The following is a 17063-nucleotide window of genomic DNA, read 5'->3' on the forward strand; positions in this document are numbered from 1 at the left end:
GACTCCTTAGGCTGCGGCTTTGGCGGCGTGCAGACGTTCCTGATAACGGGCGACAAAACCGGCGCTCTGCTCTTCCAGTATCTGGATGAGACGACGGCTCTGGGTCTGCACTATGGTGTAGAGGAACAGCATGGGCACCGCGACCACCAGACCCTGCATGGTGGTGACCAGGGCCTCGGAGATGCCGCCCGCCATCAGCTTGGGATCGCCGGTACCGAACAGGGTGATGGCCTGGAAGGTGGCGATCATCCCGACCACAGTCCCCAGCAGACCCAGCAGCGGGGCCACCGAGGCGATCAGCTTGATGATGCTGATGCCCTTCTCGAACTTGGGCACGTTGCGCAGGATGATCTCGTCCAGCTTGGATTCCAGATCCTCGATGTTGTCACCGCGATGAGCCTGATAGGCCCCCAGCATCTCGCCGATGGGGTTGCCCTTGACGATCTGATCGGACTTCAGCTGCTTGCGCATGGAGGAGCCGATCATCGACAGACGGGCGCCACAGAACAGGGCCAGCAGGGTACCGAGCACGCCGAGTACCATGATGACGTAGCCCACCTCACCGCCCTGATCGACGCGTTCCTTGAAGGTCGGCGACTGCACCAGCAGGGAGAGGATCACGCCGCGGGACGGATCGATGAAGACCGGCTCGACGGCGCCATTGCCCTGCTCAAACTTGGCGATGGGCTCCAGCACTGCCTTGTCCGGCTGGCGGGGCAGCTGTTCGAACTTGCCGGTCTCCGGCACGAAGGTGAGGTACTTGCCCTCGGAGACGGTGTTGAACTCCCCGATCTGGGTGACCGTCTTCTCGGCCTGATTGCCTTCCCCGTACACCACGGTCCCCTGCATCTGGCTCACCTTGCCCCCATCGACCATGCGGCTGAGGGTGATGGTCCAGAAGGCGCTCAGATCGTCGCTGGAGGGCAGCTCCTTGCTCTCGGCCAGGCGGGTCAGCAGCGCCGCCTGCTCCGGGTGTTCGACCCGGCGGGCGGAGGCGTTGAAGATCCCCTTGAACTCACCGGCGAACTGGCGCAGCACGCCGAACATCTCGCCCATGTTGCCGGAACGCTGGCGCAGGGTCTCGGTCAGCTCGGTCAGCTGCTTGTCGTTGAGGTCGAAGGTGGCCTTGAGCTGCTCGCCCTTGGCGGTCTCGGCGGCGAGTTCGGCCTTGGCCTTGGCCAGCAGCGCCACTTGTTCATTCTTGTCGGCCAGGAAGCGGGCCTCCCGCTCCTTGTTGAGTTGGGATTCGCTGGTGCTGGCGGCCTTGACCTGGCTCAGCAGGGCGTTCAGGTCCACCGGTTTCTCGGCGGCGGTCACCGGCAGGGTGATCAGAGTGGCTCCCGCGATCAGGGAGGCAATGGCGAGTTTGATTCCTTTCATGATGCTTTCTCCGCAGTTTGAACCGGCAGCTTGATGAGCGCGGGTGGCGCCTGCTTCTTGGCGATACGCAAGCCCTGTTCTACTGCACTGCGATACTCCTGGGGCAACTCCTCCCACTGACGGGTCTTCTTGTTCCAGATGCCGGTCTCGTTGCCATCCGGGGACTGATAGAGCAGGGCGATGCGGCCGACGCGCAGGAACTCGTAGGTCTTCTCGGCGCCATCCTTGTCCAGGCTGGCCTTGTAGGCCTCTATGGTGCGGCTGAAGCCCTCCTCGATCTGGTAGGCCTCCAGGATCTTGCGGTACTTCTCGGAGATGGTGACATCGGCCCGGTTCATCAGATCGGTCAGGGCCGCCACGCGGTCCTCCCGCTCAACCTTCTGGAACGGCAGATCCAGGGAGACGAACTGATCGAGGGAGTCGATCATCTTCAGCATCAGGGGGACGACCTCGGTGCTGGTCTGATCGATCTGGGCTATCTGGCGCTGCATCGAGGTCAGCTCGGTGGCCTGGGAGTCGACCATCTTGCCCACCTGCTCGTTGTAGGTGCGCAGGCTGTCGACCTGACGCAGGGCGGCCTTGTACTGCGCCAGGGCAGACTCGGCAGACTCGGCATAGTTGTCGATCTTCTGCTGGGATACTTTGGATGCATTGTCGGTGGCGGCTTGAGCGTCCACTGCCTGACCGGCAGAGGCGGCACTCAGGTTGAAGCTGGTCAGCAAGGCAGCCGAAACCAGGCTGCCGAGGAGCGCTTTCTTCATTGTAATAGTCCTTTTTTTCATAGGATTACCCTATCTCCGTAACTTCCTTGGAACGTTGGGCAAAGCCGACCCGAAACGGGCCGGCCTGTCGCTTGCTTGGTGGATTAGAACTTCTGGGCGTAGTCGAGGTAGTAGATGCGACCGTCGATGCTGTAGAGCTCATCGTCATAGGTGAAGCCATCGCTCTCGAGGGACGGGCCCGCGTTGAACATGTTCTTCACCCCGACCTGGATCTTGCCGTTCCAGGGGGCATCCACGCCGACGTTCAGGTTCCAGGTGGTCTGGGACGCGATGTGGCCGACTTCCTCACCGGTATCGGCGATGTAGTCCTGGCTCTGGGAGTCGATGTAGTTCGCGCTCAGGTAGCTATCCATGTTCCACCACTGGGGCACGTTGACACCGACACCGGAGCTGAAGCGCATCTGCGGCATGCCGTTCTGGCCGATCTTGTCGATGACGGGGCCGCCGGCGTACAGACCTTCCTTGTAATCCAGGATGTAGGTGCCGCCCAGGTCATAACGGATGGTGGCGGAGGTCAGGTCGTAGCGGTAATCCAGCTTGAGATCCAGACCGCTGGTGTTCAGATCCCCCAGGTTGACCATGGGGGCGATGGCGTTGCCTATCTTGCCCTGGCTGTTGCGGGTGATGCTGCTGGAGCTGCCGGTGTTCAGCTCGTCATAGATGAGGGACTGCAGGGAGTTCAGCTGGATCACGTCGGTGATCTTGATGGTGTAGTAGTCCAGGGAGAGGTTCAGGTCATCCACCGGGCTGTAGGCCACGCCGAAGTTCCAGGTGTCCGCGGTCTCTTCCTTCAGCTCCTCGTTGGCGGTGCGGGTCGTGTCGTACTGGCGGTTCGGGCAGTCCGCCGCGGAGATGCCGTTGGCCTCGCAGTAGACATAGTCCTTGGCCCAGTCGGCAGATTGAGAGTCTGCCGAATAGAGATCGCTCAGGCTGGGGGCGCGGAAGGAGCGGGACCAGGAGCCGCGCAGCATCAGGTTATCCAGCGGCTGGTAACGCAGGCTCGCCTTGGGCGAGAAGGCGCTGCCGAAGTCGCTGTAGTCATCGAAGCGACCGGCCAGGTTCAGCTCGACCTGCTCGGTGATGGGCACCAGCGACTCGATGTAGGCGGCGGTCACGTCGCGCACCCCACCGGAGGAGTTGCCAGCGGAACCGATGATGTTGCCCGCTTCTGACTGGGCATCGTACTTGTCGGCATAGACCCAGTCGTTGTACTCGGCGCCCGCATACCAGCTGACCGGCCCGGCCGGCAGCGCGCCCATGTCCCACTGCACCCCGGCGTACCACTGGTAGAAGTCCATGGTGGAGCGGCGGCTGACATCGGCAGACATCGCCTTGGTACTGGAGGCATCAAACTCGCCCTTCACGAACTTGCCATCGGCGATGGCCTGCTGGGCGGCGGATTGCAGCACGTAACCTGTGCCGTTCTCCTTGTTGTCGGTCTTGGAGTACATGTAACCGGCGTTCCACTGCATGTCACCCACGGATTCGGTGGTGACAGTGCCTTCGAAGCCGAGGTTCAGGCTGCCGGTCATGTCGGTGACATAGTTGTCACGGGGACCGACGTTGGTGAAGCGGTAGTAGGCGTAGGCGGCCTCACCCAGACCCTGGGTCGCGGCGGCATCCAGGCCGTTGTCGGTGAAGAACTGGGCATTCTTCGGATTGGACGGGTCTATGGCGAAGGCGCCGGCGGCGGGGGCGTAGCGGCCGAAACTCTCGACCCGGGAGCCGATGATCTGCGGCACGAAGTCGACGTTGTCGTTGATGTGGTAGCGACCGTTCACATACAGGGTATCGCGGCTGCGGGAGGCGGTGGTGGCCGCGACCTGACCATAGTTGAAGTTACAGCCGTCCTCGAAGCCGACGAAGGGCTCCTTGCAACTGCCATCGGCGTTGGTGGCGCCCGCCAGCGGACCGTATTTCCAGATGGGATCGCCGTTGGCGTCGAGGCCGGTGATCCCCTCCACGTTGCGGCCATAGGGGCTGGGAGAATCGTTGCCCTGCTTGGCCAGGTAGTCACGATCCCGGGCATAGACGATGTCTTTCTTGTCGTGCTCGTAGACCGCCATCAGCGAGCCTTTCTCGCCATTGACGCCGGCCACGACGGAGCCGCTGGCCTCATCGCCGCCCGGCTCGGTCGGCGAGCCGAGACGGCCCTGGAAGGTCAGCCCCTCATAGCCCTCTTTCAGCACTACGTTGATGACACCGCCGATGGCGTCGGAGCCGTAAATGGCCGAGCCGCCATCCAGGTTGACTTCCACCCGCTCAACGGCCGCCATCGGTATGGTGTTCAGGTTGATGGAGGTGCCGCCCATGGTGGGGGAGCCCGCCACCCGCTTGCCGTTCAACAGCACCAGGGTACGTTCTGAGCCCAGGCCGCGCAGGCCGACGGTGGATTGGGACTGGGCAGAGCTGCCGGATGCCGGGGAGACGCCACCGAAGGAGTTGTAAGAGGCCTGTTTCAGATAATCTGCGACGGTCTGCTGACCCGACTGCTCGATCTTGGCCTTGGTGATGGAGACAACGGGGGTGGAGCCTTCCACCTCGACGCGGGAGATCCGGGAGCCGGTGACCTTGATTTTTTGCAGTTTTTCTACGTTTTGGGTCTCTTCGGCCGAGACAGGGGTGGCCACAACTGCCGCGCTCGCCAAGGCAAACGCTACGGCAGCAGAGAGTCTGCTTTTCCTAAGCATCGCTAGTATCCTTCCTGATTGTTTATTGTTTGCTTCCTTTACCGCCCTCGTTGGAGCGGTGCGTAAGGCTTATCAAGCTTTGGGGATGGACGTCAAATGAGGCGGTACGAACGGGGAGGGAGGTGGTAATAAGATGACTATGTTTTATTGGTGCGTTTATTTTGGGATTTTATTCTGACTAAATAACCTATGGCGATGTGAAAGCGATGTTAAATTCGAGTGTTTCAATTTTATTGGTTATTTTTGAACTTATCGATAAGCCCCCTGTCGCCCTGAGTTGTATATCGTGACTTGGCACTTTTTCAGCATTTAAATCTGTTTGAGTCCGCGGTCATGTTTCTGTTCAGGGCGGTGCTGGCGAGATCCGCTCCTCTTCTTACGGGTAAATGGTAAAAGGCGGTGATTTAAATTCATCCGTTTGTTTTTTATCTATTTTTTTCTTTAAATCTCACATTGCTTAATTTGTTTTTAATAATTAAAAACTATTTAAACAGGAAGGCGTAGCAGTTTTTTATCTTGAAGTTGGGTTTTTAAGGAAAAGACGACAGTTATTTTCACTGTTGGCATCGATGAGGGTGGCAGGTCTTCGTTTTACTTGATTTTTGTTGCAGAGCTTTTACAGTGACCGAGCGGGATTGTCTGCCAATAACAGCCAATTCAGTGAGTAATGCCAGGAAGGACAGGCCGTTCATCGGAATAGAATGGCCATACAAGAACAACAAGGACGAGGTTTAACCCACCATGCTGTCGTATTTCTTACGTCGGATGCTTTTGATCATCCCGACGTTCCTCGGTATCACCCTGCTCGTCTTCACCATCACCCGTTTCGTGCCGGGCGGCCCGGTCGAGCGCATGCTGCTGCAGGCGCAGGTATCCCAAAACGAGACAGGTCGCTCCAGCGGCAGCAAGGGGGCGCAGGCGCTGTCCGATGAACAGATCGAGGAGCTCAAGGCGTTCTACGGTCTGGACAAGCCCATGCTGATCGCCTACTGGGAGTGGCTGCAGAAACTGGCAGTGCTGGATCTGGGGGAGTCGACCCGCTATTACGAGCCTGTGTGGGATCTCATCAAGCAGAGGCTGCCGGTCACCGCCTTCTTTGGGTTGGCGACCTTCCTGCTCAGCTATGCGGTCTCCATCCCGCTCGGGGTCGCCAAGGCGTTAAGGCATAACAGCCGCTTTGATTCCCTCAGCTCCATGCTCATCTACATGGCCTATGCGCTGCCCGCCTACGTGGTGGGGATCTTCCTCATCACGGTATTTGCCTTCCACCTGGAGTGGCTGCCCATGGGGGGCTTCCCGGGGGACGAGTTTGATTCCATGGAGAGCAGCTGGGATCAGATCCGCACCCTCTTCGCCCATGCGCTGTTGCCACTCATCGCCTATGCCATCGGGGATTTCGCCATCCTCACCATGACCATGAAGAACAGCCTGATGGAGAACCTGTCGGCGGACTACGTGCGCACGGCGGTGGCCAAGGGGCTGCCGTTTGGCAAGGCGGTCACCCATCACGCCATGCGCAACAGCCTGATCCCCATCGCCAGCCATCTCGGCAGCGTGCTCACCGTCTTCTTCGGCGGCTCCTTCCTCATCGAGACCATCTTCAACATCGACGGCATAGGCCTGCTCGGCTATGAGGCCATCGTCGAGCGGGACTATCCCACCGTCATGGGGATCCTGGCCATCACCTCCATGCTGATGCTGGTGGGCAATATCCTCTCCGACATCTGTGTCGCCTTTGTCGATCCCCGCGTGCGGTTTGGAGAGTGAGCGTGAACATGAACCCTCTTGTCATGTCGATGCCGATGTCGACGCATATCGTCTCCGACATCTGCGTTGCACTGGTCGATCCCCGCGTGCGGTTTGGAGAATAAACATGAACCTGAACCCGGTCACCCTGAAAAAACTCAAGCGATTCAAGTCGATCAAGCGCGGCTACTACTCCTTCGTCATCTTCACCACCCTGGTGGTGCTCTCCCTGCTGGCGGAGCTCTTGGTCAACAGCCGGGCGCTGATGGTGAACTATCAGGGGGAGCTCTACTTCCCCACCTATGGTGACGTGATCCCCGGCCAGCACTTCGGGCTGGATTACGAGTACGAGACCAACTACCGCCAGCTGCAGGCCAAGCTTGAGCAAGAGGCCAAGGGAGGCTGGGTGCTGCTACCGCCGGTGCCCTGGAACCCCTATGAACAGGACTTCAAGCAGGATGTCTACCCGCCCTACGCCCCCAGCCTGGCGGAGCGCCACTTCCTGGGGACAGACACCAGCGGTCGCGACGTGCTGGCCCGTCTGGTGTATGGCTTTCGCATCGCCATCGGCTTTGCCTTCATCGCCCTGGTGGCGAGCTACCTCATCGGGGTCAGCATCGGCTGCATGATGGGCTTCCTCGGCGGGCGGTTTGACCTCATTCTGCAACGCTTCATCGAGATCTGGTCCCAGGTACCCTTCCTCTACGTCATCATGATCCTGGTGTCGCTGGCCAAGCCGAACTTCGGCCTCTTTGTCGGCATCAACGTGCTGTTCGGCTGGATGGGGATCACCTGGTACATGCGCACCCTCACCTACAAGGAGCGGGCGCGGGACTATGTAATGGCGGCGCGGGCCCAGGGGGCCACCACCAAGCGCATCATCTTCCACCACATACTGCCCAACACCCTGATGATGATCGTCACCCTGGCGCCCTTCGCCGTGGTGGGCAACATCTCCACCCTGACCGCGCTGGATTATCTGGGCTTCGGGTTGGCGCCGCCGACCCCGAGCTGGGGCGAGCTGCTCTCCCAGGGCATCAACAACCTGGATGCCATCTGGATCGTCAGCTCTGTGGTGGCGGCGGTGAGTCTGGTGCTGATCATGGTCTCCTTCATCGGTGAGGCCATCCGCGAGGCGTTCGACCCGCGCAAGTTTACCCGTTATCAGTGACAGGGCAGGCGCCAGGCCTGCTCGAAAGGCGTTCGAATCGTATCCGTTATCAATAAGCCCCCCCACAGCAGGGGAATGACCAGGAAGTCAAACATGAACAATAAAATCAAATGGATAGGTGCTATTTTCCTGTTGGTGAACGGCTCCTGGGTATGGGCCGCCAGCCTGCCTGCGGATCTCAAGTGGGAGACCAACGACACAGATCCGGTGTTCGCCTCCCCCAAAGCGCTGCCCGGTGGCACCCTCAACCTCTTTATCGACAGCTTCCCGCTGACGTTTCGCACCGTCGGCCCCGATTCCAACGGCTCGTTCCGCTCCTACATCCAGGATAACCAGCTGCGGCTGATCAGCTTTCATCCCAACACCGGCAACCCCATCCCCTCGCTGGCGAGCGCCTGGGCGATAGCGCCAGACAGCCAGACCGTCTACTTCAAGCTGGATCCCCGGGCCAAGTGGTCAGACGGCAAGCCGGTCACCGCCGATGACTACACCTTTGGCTACGAGATGATGCGCTCCAAGGACATCAAGGGGCCCTGGTTCAACAACTACTACACCACGGAAGTGATCGCGGTGGAGAAGGTCGATGAACACACCATCATGGTCAAGGCGGGGACCCGCAAGGCCAAGCTGGACCTGCTCAACACCACTGAGCTGTGGCCCCAGCCCAAGCACTACTACAAGCTGACTCCCAACTGGGTGAAGCAGTACAACTGGGCCCTGGTGCCGACCACGGGCCCCTACGTCATGACGGATGTGAAGAAGGGCAAGTCGGTCACCTTCAGCAAACAGAAGGAGTGGTGGGCCCAGCACGATCGCTACAACCAGCACAGATTCAACGTCGAGACCATCAAGGTGCAGGTGATCCGCGATCACAACATCGCCTTCCGCCACTTCCTGAAGGGGGAGTTCGACACCTTCGAGATGATCCTGCCGAACTGGTGGCATGAGAAGGCCGTGACCCCCGAGTACAAGAAGGGTTATGTGCAGAAGGTGATGGCCATGACCGACACCAAGCAGGGCGGCCAGGGGCTGCACCTCAACATCGCTAACCCCAAGCTGGCGGATCTGAACGTGCGGCTCGGCATCCAGCACGCCATGAATCTCGACAAGATGATAGAGACGGTGCTGCGCGGCGACTACGACCGGGCCACCACCTTCGGCTCGGGCTTTGGCGAATTCACCGACATCAAGCTGCCCGAGCGGGCCTATGACATCAGCAAGGCGCGGGAGTACTTCGCCAAGGGTGGCTATGGCAAGCCGGGGCCGGATGGCATCTTGCAAAATGACAAGGGCGAGCGGCTCACCCTGGCGCTCACCTATACCAGCCAGGAGCACTCCAAGCGGCTGACCGTGCTGAAAGAGGAGGCCAAGAAGGCGGGCCTGGATCTGGAGCTCAACCTGGTGGATGGCGCCACCGGCTTCAAGGTGATGCTGGAGAAGAAACACGAGGCGGCCTGGCTCGGCTGGGCCGGTGGTGGTCTCTATCCGCAATATTGGGAATCCTTCCACTCAGACAATGCCAACAAGCCGCAGACCAACAACCTGTTCAACGTCGCCGACAAGCAGCTGGACGCCCTGATCGATGCCTATGGCATCGAGTTTGACACCGCCAAACGGGCCGAGCTCTCCCGCCAGATCCAGCAGCGCATCCATGATCTCGCCATCTTCGTGCCCGGGGTGCAGCTCAACTACGTGCGGGCCAGCAGCTGGCGCTATGTGATGCTGCCCGAGGTGCCTGCCACCAAGAACACGCCGGATCTGCTCTACTGGCCGATGGACGGCTACCCCCACAGCAGCGGTGGCCTGCTCTGGATCGATCCCAAGCTGAAGGAGCAGACGCTGCAGGCGAAGGACGCCGACGAGGCGCTGACCCCCATCAACCTGCTCGACAAGACCTATGCGCATCATTGAGAAGGGGGAGGCCATGCCCGATACCCAGGCCCCCATCCTCGAGGTGCGCGATCTCGAGGTGGAGTTCAGCGTCGATGACGGCAAGATCAAGGTGCTCGACGGCGTCAGCTTCTCGGTGAAGGCGGGCCAGACGCTAGGCATCGTCGGCGAGTCCGGCTGCGGCAAGAGCGTCACCGCCCTCGCCATCATGGGGCTGCTGCCCAAGCCTCACGGTCAGGTGGTGGCCGGCTCGATCCGCTTTCAGGGGGAGGAGCTGCTGTCGCTGCCGCCGGATCAGATGTACAAGGTGCGCGGCAACCGTATCTCCATGATCTTCCAGGAGCCGATGACGGCCCTCAACCCGGTGCAGACGGTCGGGGATCAGCTGATGGAGGTGTTCAGCCTGCACAGGCCCGACTATGGCAAGGCCCAGCGCAAGGGGGCCGCCATCGCCATGCTGCAGCGGGTGGGGATCCCGGAGCCGGAGCGGCGCTTCAGCGTCTATCCGCACAACCTCTCCGGCGGCATGCGCCAGCGGGTGATGATCGCCATGGCGCTCGCCTGCGAGCCGGATCTGCTGATCTGTGACGAGCCGACCACGGCGCTGGATGTGACCATCCAGGCCCAGATCCTGGATCTGATGAAGGCGCTGCAGGCCCAGACCGGCATGGCCATCATCTTCATCACCCACGATCTCGGGGTGGTGGCGGAGCTGTGCGACGAGGTGGTGGTGATGTACGCCGGCCGTGCGGTGGAGCGGGCCGACATCTACGAGCTGTTTGACCATCCGCGCCATCCCTATACTCATGGTCTGATGGCCTCGATCCCGCGCCTCGAAGACGTGCCCAAGAGCCTGCTCAAGACCATCAAGGGCCAGGTGCCCGCCCTGCACGAGATGCCGGCGGGCTGCCGTTTCTCCAACCGCTGCCCGCACGCCACCGAGCTGTGCGTGAGGGTCATCCCGGCGACCGAGCAGCTGACCGAGCGACACGGGGTCGCCTGCCATCACTGGAAGGAGTTGATATGACTGCGTTGTTGTCTGTGCGGGATCTGAAGCAGCACTTCCAGCTCGGCGGTGGCTTCCTCCGCAAGAAATACACCGTCTATGCGGTGGACGGCATCAGCTTCGATCTGAAGCAGGGCGAGACCCTGGGGCTGGTGGGAGAGTCCGGCTGCGGCAAGTCCACCCTGGGTCGCTCCCTGCTCAAGCTGTTTGAGCCGACGGCGGGCCAGATCAGCTTCGAGGGGCGGGACATCACCAAGTTGTCCGCCCGGGAGATGCGCTCCCTGCGCCAGGAGATGCAGATCGTATTCCAGGATCCTGCGGAATCCCTCAACAGTCGCCACACGGTCGGCCAGATCCTGGAGGAGCCCTTCATCATCCACGGCAAGGGCAGCACTGAGCAGCGGCGCGAGTGGGTGCTGGAGCTGCTGGACAAGGTGGGCCTGCCGAAGAGTGCGGTGGATCGCTACCCTCACGAGTTTTCGGGGGGCCAGCGCCAGCGCATCGGCATCGCCAGGGCCATCGCCCTAAAGCCCAAGCTGCTGGTGTGTGACGAGGCGGTGTCGGCGCTGGACGTGTCGGTGCAGTCCCAGATAGTCAACCTGCTGCTCAGCCTGCAGCGGGAGATGAACCTGGCCATCATCTTCATCGCCCACGATCTGTCGGTGGTGAAGCACATCTCGGATCGGATCGCCGTCATGTATCTTGGCCGGATCGTCGAGCTGGCGGAGGCGCAGCAACTCTATCTGCACCCGCGCCACCCCTATACCCAGGCGCTCATCTCGGCTATTCCGGTGCCGGATCCCCGCCGTCGCAACCAGCGTATCCTGCTGACCGGCGATGTGCCGTCCCCCATCTCGCCCCCCAGCGGCTGCCATTTTCACCAACGCTGCCCCTATGCCACCGAGCTGTGTCACGGCACCTCGCCTGAGCTGCGGATCTGCGATGGTGCTGCCCATCAGGTGGCCTGTCATTTCCCCCTGCCGGTGACGGAGGCGGTGCCCTTGGGAAAGGCGGTATGATGCCGGTGCCTGCATCGCAACCAGATGGCACGGGAGAGGAGCAATAAAAAATGGGGCCCGTGGGCCCCATCTTCATGGTTGTGGCGTTCAGGTTTGGCCGTGGAACATCTGGCCCGGGCAGGACAGCTCCCTCGAGGGGATGGCTGTTGTGTGGATTGCGTTATTTTGTAATTTTACTACTTTCTCTTCCGGCCAGACTCTATCAGGCGCCATAACGGAAGTAATATTGACGGGTTGAAGGTGCATAGGTGTCTTTCTCTTCTGCGCCCTTCTTGCTGGTTGCACCCTTAAGGTGGAACAGTACTGCCAGATTCTCAAACATATATTCACCTCATCGCTCTGTTATCTCATTGTTGTATGTGACCTGGGTCACAATTCGATCCTATGGCCTAATGTGAGCTGGATCAACTTTTTGTGTAGTAAATTTACATAACTCATGGAAAGGGTTTTCATATCCAGCGCCGCTTATGGAGACGGTTTCAAGGGGCCGGGAGCGGTTGTCGTGGGGTATGAGAGGCGAGATTGAGGCGGGGGATGAGGAGAAGGAGGCAATAAAATGCCCCGCACCGGGCGGGGCATGAATGGCTGCGATGATGCGCCTTACTTGGCCGGGATCTGCTCCAGCACGTGCACCAGCAACTGCCAGAAACGCTCGACCGCCGGGATGTGCACCTTCTCGTCAGGGGAGTGGGCGCCGCGGATGGTCGGGCCGAAGGAGACCATGTCCCAATCCGGGTAGGCGCTCTTGAACAGGCCGCACTCCAGACCGGCGTGGATCACCATGACGTTGGGCATCTCGCCGAACAGGGTCTGGTAGCTGTTGCGTACCAGCGCCATCACGGGAGAGTCGACGTTCGGTGCCCAGCCCGGGTAGGCGCCTGTGAATTCGCAGCTGGCGCCGGCCAGCCTGAACAGGGAGCTGGTCATCTGCTCGACGTTCTCGCGACCGGAGTCGATGAGGGAGCGGATCAGGCACTGCACGTAGACTTCGCCCTCGAGGGTCTTGATGACGCCGAGGTTGGTGGAGGTCTCGGTGACGCCCGGGATGGCATCGCTCATGCGGATGACGCCGTTCGGGCAGGCCATCAGGGAGTCCAGCAGGCGGGCCTGCAGGGACTCGCTCAGCAGCTTGGCCGGCTTGTCCTGGGCATTGAGCAGCAGGGTCAGGTTGGCCTCGGTGGCGGCCAGCTCGCTCTGATAGATGCCGGCATAGCGGTCGACCAGGGCCTTGAACTCGTTGACGCTGGCGGTGGGCACCAGCAGCTTGGCGCGGGCCTCACGGGGGATGGCGTTGCGCAGGGTGCCGCCGCTTATCTCGGCAAGGCGCACTCCCAGCGGCTCGGCGGCCTTGAGCAGGCGCACCAGCAGCTTGTTGGCGTTGCCACGACCGCGGTGGATGTCGACCCCGGAGTGACCGCCACGCAGCCCCTTCACCTGCAGCTCGAAGCCTTCACCCTCGGTGGCGGCAACTAGCTCCAGCGGGAAGCGGATATTGGCATCCACCCCACCGGCGCAGCCCATGTAGACCTCGCCATCCTCCTCGGAGTCGGTGTTGAGCAGGATCTCGCCTTCCAGCCAGCCCGCTTCCAGCCCGAACGCGCCGGTCATGCCGGTCTCCTCGTCGGTGGTCAGCAGCACTTCCAGCGGACCGTGCTTGATGGTCTTGTCGGCCAGCACGGCCAGACAGCCGGCCATGCCCATGCCGTTGTCGGCGCCGAGGGTGGTACCGCGGGCGGTGACCCAGTCGCCATCTATGTAGGCATCGATGGGATCGGTCGCGAAGTCATGCTGGGTATCGGCATTGGCCTGGGGCACCATGTCGATGTGGGCCTGCAGCACCACGGCCTTGCGGTTTTCCATGCCCGGCGTGGCCGGCTTTTTGATGATGATGTTGCCCACGGCGTCTTGCTTGACCGCCAGGCCTTCCCCCTGGGCCCACTGCACTATCCAGGCGCTTAAGCGGGCTTCGTGCTTGGAGGGATGGGGGATGGAGCAGATCTGCTCGAAGAACTGCCAAATCAATTGGGGAGAGAGAGAACTAAGCTGTGCCACGTCAGGACTCCTTACCAGCACGGAAAATGACCGGGCCCAGGGGGCCGGGGAAGAGGGCTACGATAATACAGCCAATCACACAAAAATGTGAGCAAACAGCGCAAATAGCGGTCTGCTTGTGCTGATAAAGGCACCATAAATGGCGGACATGCCTGCATTATCGAGATGGGCCAGCACAACCTTATTTTTGTGATGGGCGTCACAAAAATATTGTGTTTTCGGCGCCGGGTGGTAAATTAACCGCCGTGGGTCAACCACTTGTCAGGATGACAACGAATGCCTCCAGGGAACCGAAGCAAAGCAAGTGCGCCTCCACGGAACCGAGTGTCTGTTCAAGGATCTGAACCCGCATAAAGGTACGTAACTTGTTAAGCAATCAGGAGTTTTAAATATGTCAGGCAGCAATTCAACCTATTGGTTTGCCCAGTCTCTCTATACCCAGGGTTTCAACTATCCGAATCCCTACGCCAGCCGTCGTTAAGGCGGATCCTCAGCCAGGCTGACGACCGAATCGACAAACAGCAGGTGTGTGAGGTCTCGTTCCTCCCCCTGCTATTTTTTTACCTGAAATTCGGGGTTTGCTCCTCGAATGAGTATCATTCTGGCCGCGGGTGATCGCCAGATGAGGGCCGACGGGGTGGGAGATGACCGACTTTTCCTGTTTTTCGCATACGTTTGCCAGTCATTTTATCCGCAAACGATGCTATCATACCGCCCCAACAGCCGGTCTGCGGTCTTCATTCCGATCGCGATGACCGCCAGCTATGCCCGTCCTGCTTCCATTGCATCAGTGTCTGCTGCCGAGGGTTTATCCCCAGGCAGTCAAAGTGCAAGCCAAATTCGGTGGGAAGGGGCACCAGAATTTACTGAATATCGTGTGTCAGCACGAATTTTTACGTCTTAAGTAATTGTTTTATATAACTCTTCGAGATCGATAACATGCCAAAAAAATTCTACGTGTCGTGGGACAACCTGCAACGTGAAGCGCGCCGTCTGGCCCGTCGTCAGCTGCCTGTCAGCCAGTGGAAGGGGATCATCGCGGTCAGCCGTGGTGGTCTGGTGCCTGCCGCGCTGATGGCCCGTGAACTTGGCATTCGCAATGTCGAAACCCTCTGCATCTCCAGCTATGACCACAACAACCAGCGTGAGCTGGTGGTCGTCAAGGGCGCCACTACCGCCGGTGACGGCGAAGGCTGGCTGGTGGTGGATGATCTGGTGGATACCGGTGGCACCGCCAAGGCGATCCGTGACCTCTATCCCAAGGCCAAGTTCATCACCATCTTCGCCAAGCCGATGGGCGAGCCGCTGGTGGATGACTTCGAAGTCGCCATCCCGCAGGATACCTGGATTGAGCAGCCATGGGACATGGCGCTGGAATTCGCCAATCCGATCTGCGACGAAGAGTAAGAGCCACACCGCATCCGGGAAAGAGGCCGCCTTGATGGCTGCCGCTTTGCTCGCGATGAAGTGAAAAGGTTTCAAAGGGCCCCTGTTTGGGGCCCTGTTCTTTTATGCTATGGCTGCCCGGTGCGAAAAGTGGTTAAGATGGGCCATTGCCTGAGACAGAAGAGCCACGATTTTGGAACCAAACAACGATACCAACCTGACGGAAAAGCTATTCACCCGGATCAAAAAGGTATTGGAGACCTCCGAGATATCCAACTCCAGTCCGGTAGAAGAGCAGGACAGCTCCCTGGCCGAGAGCTTCATCGACGGCGCCCTCTCGCCCCACTGGTACCGCTTGCTGCGTCGGCCGGCCTGGGCCTGGCAGGGGGCCAACCCGGTCGAAGTGGAGCAGACCCTTGCCCGCATCGCCATGGGGCAGGGGGAGCGCAGTCACGAGCGCTATCTGGATACCATCAAGGGCTATGTGCCCGGCAACTGGGTCTACGAGTGGAGCCAGCTGGCTGGCCACTACTTCAATCAGGGGCGTGAGCTGGTGACCCAGGGCGACACGGCCGGCGCCTTGAAGAACCTGCTCAAGGCGGTGCGTTACTACTCCATCGCCAGCTATCCCCATCTGAAGAATGACGAGCTGGCGGATCAGGCCCAGTTGCTTGGCAACATGGCGTACCGCGAGGCGGGCCGGCTGTTCAAGGTGCCGCTCAAGGAGCTGCAGGTGCCGTTCCGGGGCAAGACCATCCAGGGCTATCTGCACCTGCCCACCACCGACAAGCCTGTGCCCCTGGTCATCGTCAGCGGCGGCATCGACTCGCTGCAGGTCGATTTTCTCAACTTCTATTTCAAGTGCCTCGAGCCCCACGGCATCGGCATGCTGTCGCTGGACATGCCGGGCATCGGCTACGCCGAGCATTGGCCGCTGGTGCAGGACACCAGCCGCCTGCATCAGGCGGTGCTCAATCACCTCTCCGAGGTGGCCTGGGTTGATCACCAGCGGATCGCCATGGTGGGATTCCGTCTGGCGGGCAATGTGGCGGCGCGGCTGGCCTTCGTCGAGCCGTTCAAGCTCAGGACAGTGGTCTGCATCGGCGCCGGCATCAATCAGGTATTTACCAATCAGGAGATGTTTGCCCGCTGCCCACGCATGATGCGTGATGGCCTGGCGAACCGGCTGGGCGCCGATGCGGCGCAGTGGGATCTGTTGCGCACCAAGTGCCAAGTCTTTTCCCTCAAGACCCAGGGTCTGCTGGGGAGCCGCACCTCGGTGCCGATCTTGAGCATCGGCCACAAGCGAGATTTCATTTGCCCGGAGCAGGATGTGCGGGCCCTGGCTGCCGCCAGCCGTAATGGCAAGGCGGTGGTCTTCGACAAACAGCCTCTGCTTGAGGTGTACGACGCGGCGCTGAAAGAGACGGTAGACTGGCTCAAACAGCATTTATGTACATGATACAGAAGTAAAAATGTAACATCATCGCGTGATGATATGGCTTGTTCAACAGGGAGGTTAGCATGTCGGAAAGAGTGACCTACAAGCGATTGCTGCGGCAATTCGCGGCCATTGGCCCCTATTTACGGGAAGACCTGTGTGAGGAGGGGCGTTATCGTTTCGACTGCCTCTCCGTCTGCATCAGCGCCAAGCCGGCGCCGGACAAGCGGGAATTCTGGGGCTGGTGGCTGGTGCTGGAGCAGCAGGATCACAGCTTCAGCTATCACTACCAGTTCGGCTTCTACAATGCGGACGGGGAGTGGCTCAACAAGCCGCTGCCCAAGAAGCACCAGGTCGAAGTCGAGCGCACCCTCAACCACTTCTACAAACTCATCAGCGCCAAGCTGACGGCACTTGAGTGCCAGTTGACCCCTGCCGAGCAGGTGACCAACGAGCTGAGCGTGACCGCCGCCTGATCTGCCGCGGCCCTGCGGGCCTTG

General features: G+C 60.3%; 12 protein-coding genes. 8 read left to right on the forward strand and 4 right to left on the reverse strand.

Annotation, left to right across the window (positions count from 1 at the left end):
- Positions 1 to 6 precede the first annotated feature (6 nt).
- The 3 genes from KW825_RS16620 to KW825_RS16630 all read right to left on the reverse strand — a co-directional run bounded on the left by KW825_RS16620 (position 7) and on the right by KW825_RS16630 (position 4852).
- Positions 7 to 1380: a MotA/TolQ/ExbB proton channel family protein gene (locus KW825_RS16620; RefSeq protein WP_218329829.1), complete on the reverse strand. Its 1374-nt coding sequence runs from the start codon at positions 1378 to 1380 to the stop codon at positions 7 to 9.
- Positions 1377 to 2141, reverse strand: a complete 765-nt coding sequence (locus KW825_RS16625; protein ID WP_042651693.1) for a DUF3450 domain-containing protein — start codon at positions 2139 to 2141, stop codon at positions 1377 to 1379. Before KW825_RS16625 ends, KW825_RS16620 begins: the two co-directional genes overlap by 4 nt.
- A gap of 104 nt (positions 2142 to 2245) precedes the next feature.
- The gene (locus KW825_RS16630; protein ID WP_218329830.1) at positions 2246 to 4852 is read right to left on the reverse strand and encodes a TonB-dependent siderophore receptor; all 2607 of its coding nucleotides are present in this window, start codon (positions 4850 to 4852) and stop codon (positions 2246 to 2248) included.
- A gap of 741 nt (positions 4853 to 5593) precedes the next feature.
- On the opposite strand from KW825_RS16630, the gene KW825_RS16635 reads away from it, so the two are divergent.
- The 5 genes from KW825_RS16635 (at position 5594) to KW825_RS16655 (ending at position 11684) form a co-directional block, all read left to right on the forward strand.
- On the forward strand, positions 5594 to 6619 hold the full coding sequence (locus tag KW825_RS16635) for an ABC transporter permease subunit (RefSeq protein WP_218329831.1): 1026 nt from the start codon (positions 5594 to 5596) through the stop codon (positions 6617 to 6619).
- Between the two features lie 106 nt (positions 6620 to 6725).
- Entirely contained in the window at positions 6726 to 7769 is a 1044-nt protein-coding gene (locus KW825_RS16640) for an ABC transporter permease (RefSeq protein WP_218329832.1), read from the forward strand.
- Between the two features lie 93 nt (positions 7770 to 7862).
- A complete protein-coding gene (locus KW825_RS16645; RefSeq protein WP_218329833.1) occupies positions 7863 to 9680 on the forward strand; it encodes an extracellular solute-binding protein in 1818 nt (605 codons plus the stop codon).
- Entirely contained in the window at positions 9667 to 10686 is a 1020-nt protein-coding gene (locus tag KW825_RS16650) for an ABC transporter ATP-binding protein (protein WP_218329834.1), read from the forward strand. The genes KW825_RS16645 and KW825_RS16650 overlap by 14 nt, the downstream gene beginning before the upstream one ends.
- Positions 10683 to 11684: an ABC transporter ATP-binding protein gene (locus KW825_RS16655; RefSeq protein WP_218329835.1), complete on the forward strand. Its 1002-nt coding sequence runs from the start codon at positions 10683 to 10685 to the stop codon at positions 11682 to 11684. Before KW825_RS16650 ends, KW825_RS16655 begins: the two co-directional genes overlap by 4 nt.
- 600 nt (positions 11685 to 12284) lie before the next feature.
- Here the strand turns inward: KW825_RS16655 and KW825_RS16660 are convergent.
- Positions 12285 to 13736: an aminoacyl-histidine dipeptidase gene (locus KW825_RS16660; RefSeq protein ID WP_218329836.1), complete on the reverse strand. Its 1452-nt coding sequence runs from the start codon at positions 13734 to 13736 to the stop codon at positions 12285 to 12287.
- A 939-nt stretch (positions 13737 to 14675) separates the two neighbouring features.
- On the opposite strand from KW825_RS16660, the gene gpt reads away from it, so the two are divergent.
- The 3 genes from gpt to crl all read left to right on the forward strand — a co-directional run bounded on the left by gpt (position 14676) and on the right by crl (position 17039).
- Positions 14676 to 15143 (forward strand): xanthine phosphoribosyltransferase, encoded by a 468-nt coding sequence (gene gpt / locus KW825_RS16665; RefSeq protein ID WP_042651699.1) that lies wholly within the window; start codon positions 14676 to 14678, stop codon positions 15141 to 15143.
- A gap of 172 nt (positions 15144 to 15315) precedes the next feature.
- Positions 15316 to 16584, forward strand: coding sequence for an esterase FrsA (frsA, locus tag KW825_RS16670; protein ID WP_218329837.1), 1269 nt, complete (start codon positions 15316 to 15318; stop codon positions 16582 to 16584).
- 62 nt (positions 16585 to 16646) lie between these two features.
- On the forward strand, positions 16647 to 17039 hold the full coding sequence (gene crl / locus KW825_RS16675; protein WP_042651701.1) for a sigma factor-binding protein Crl: 393 nt from the start codon (positions 16647 to 16649) through the stop codon (positions 17037 to 17039).
- Positions 17040 to 17063: the final 24 nt, after the last annotated feature.

The sequence above is a fragment of the Aeromonas sp. sif2433 genome (assembly GCF_019218705.1).
Lineage (GTDB): Bacteria > Pseudomonadota > Gammaproteobacteria > Enterobacterales > Aeromonadaceae > Aeromonas > Aeromonas encheleia.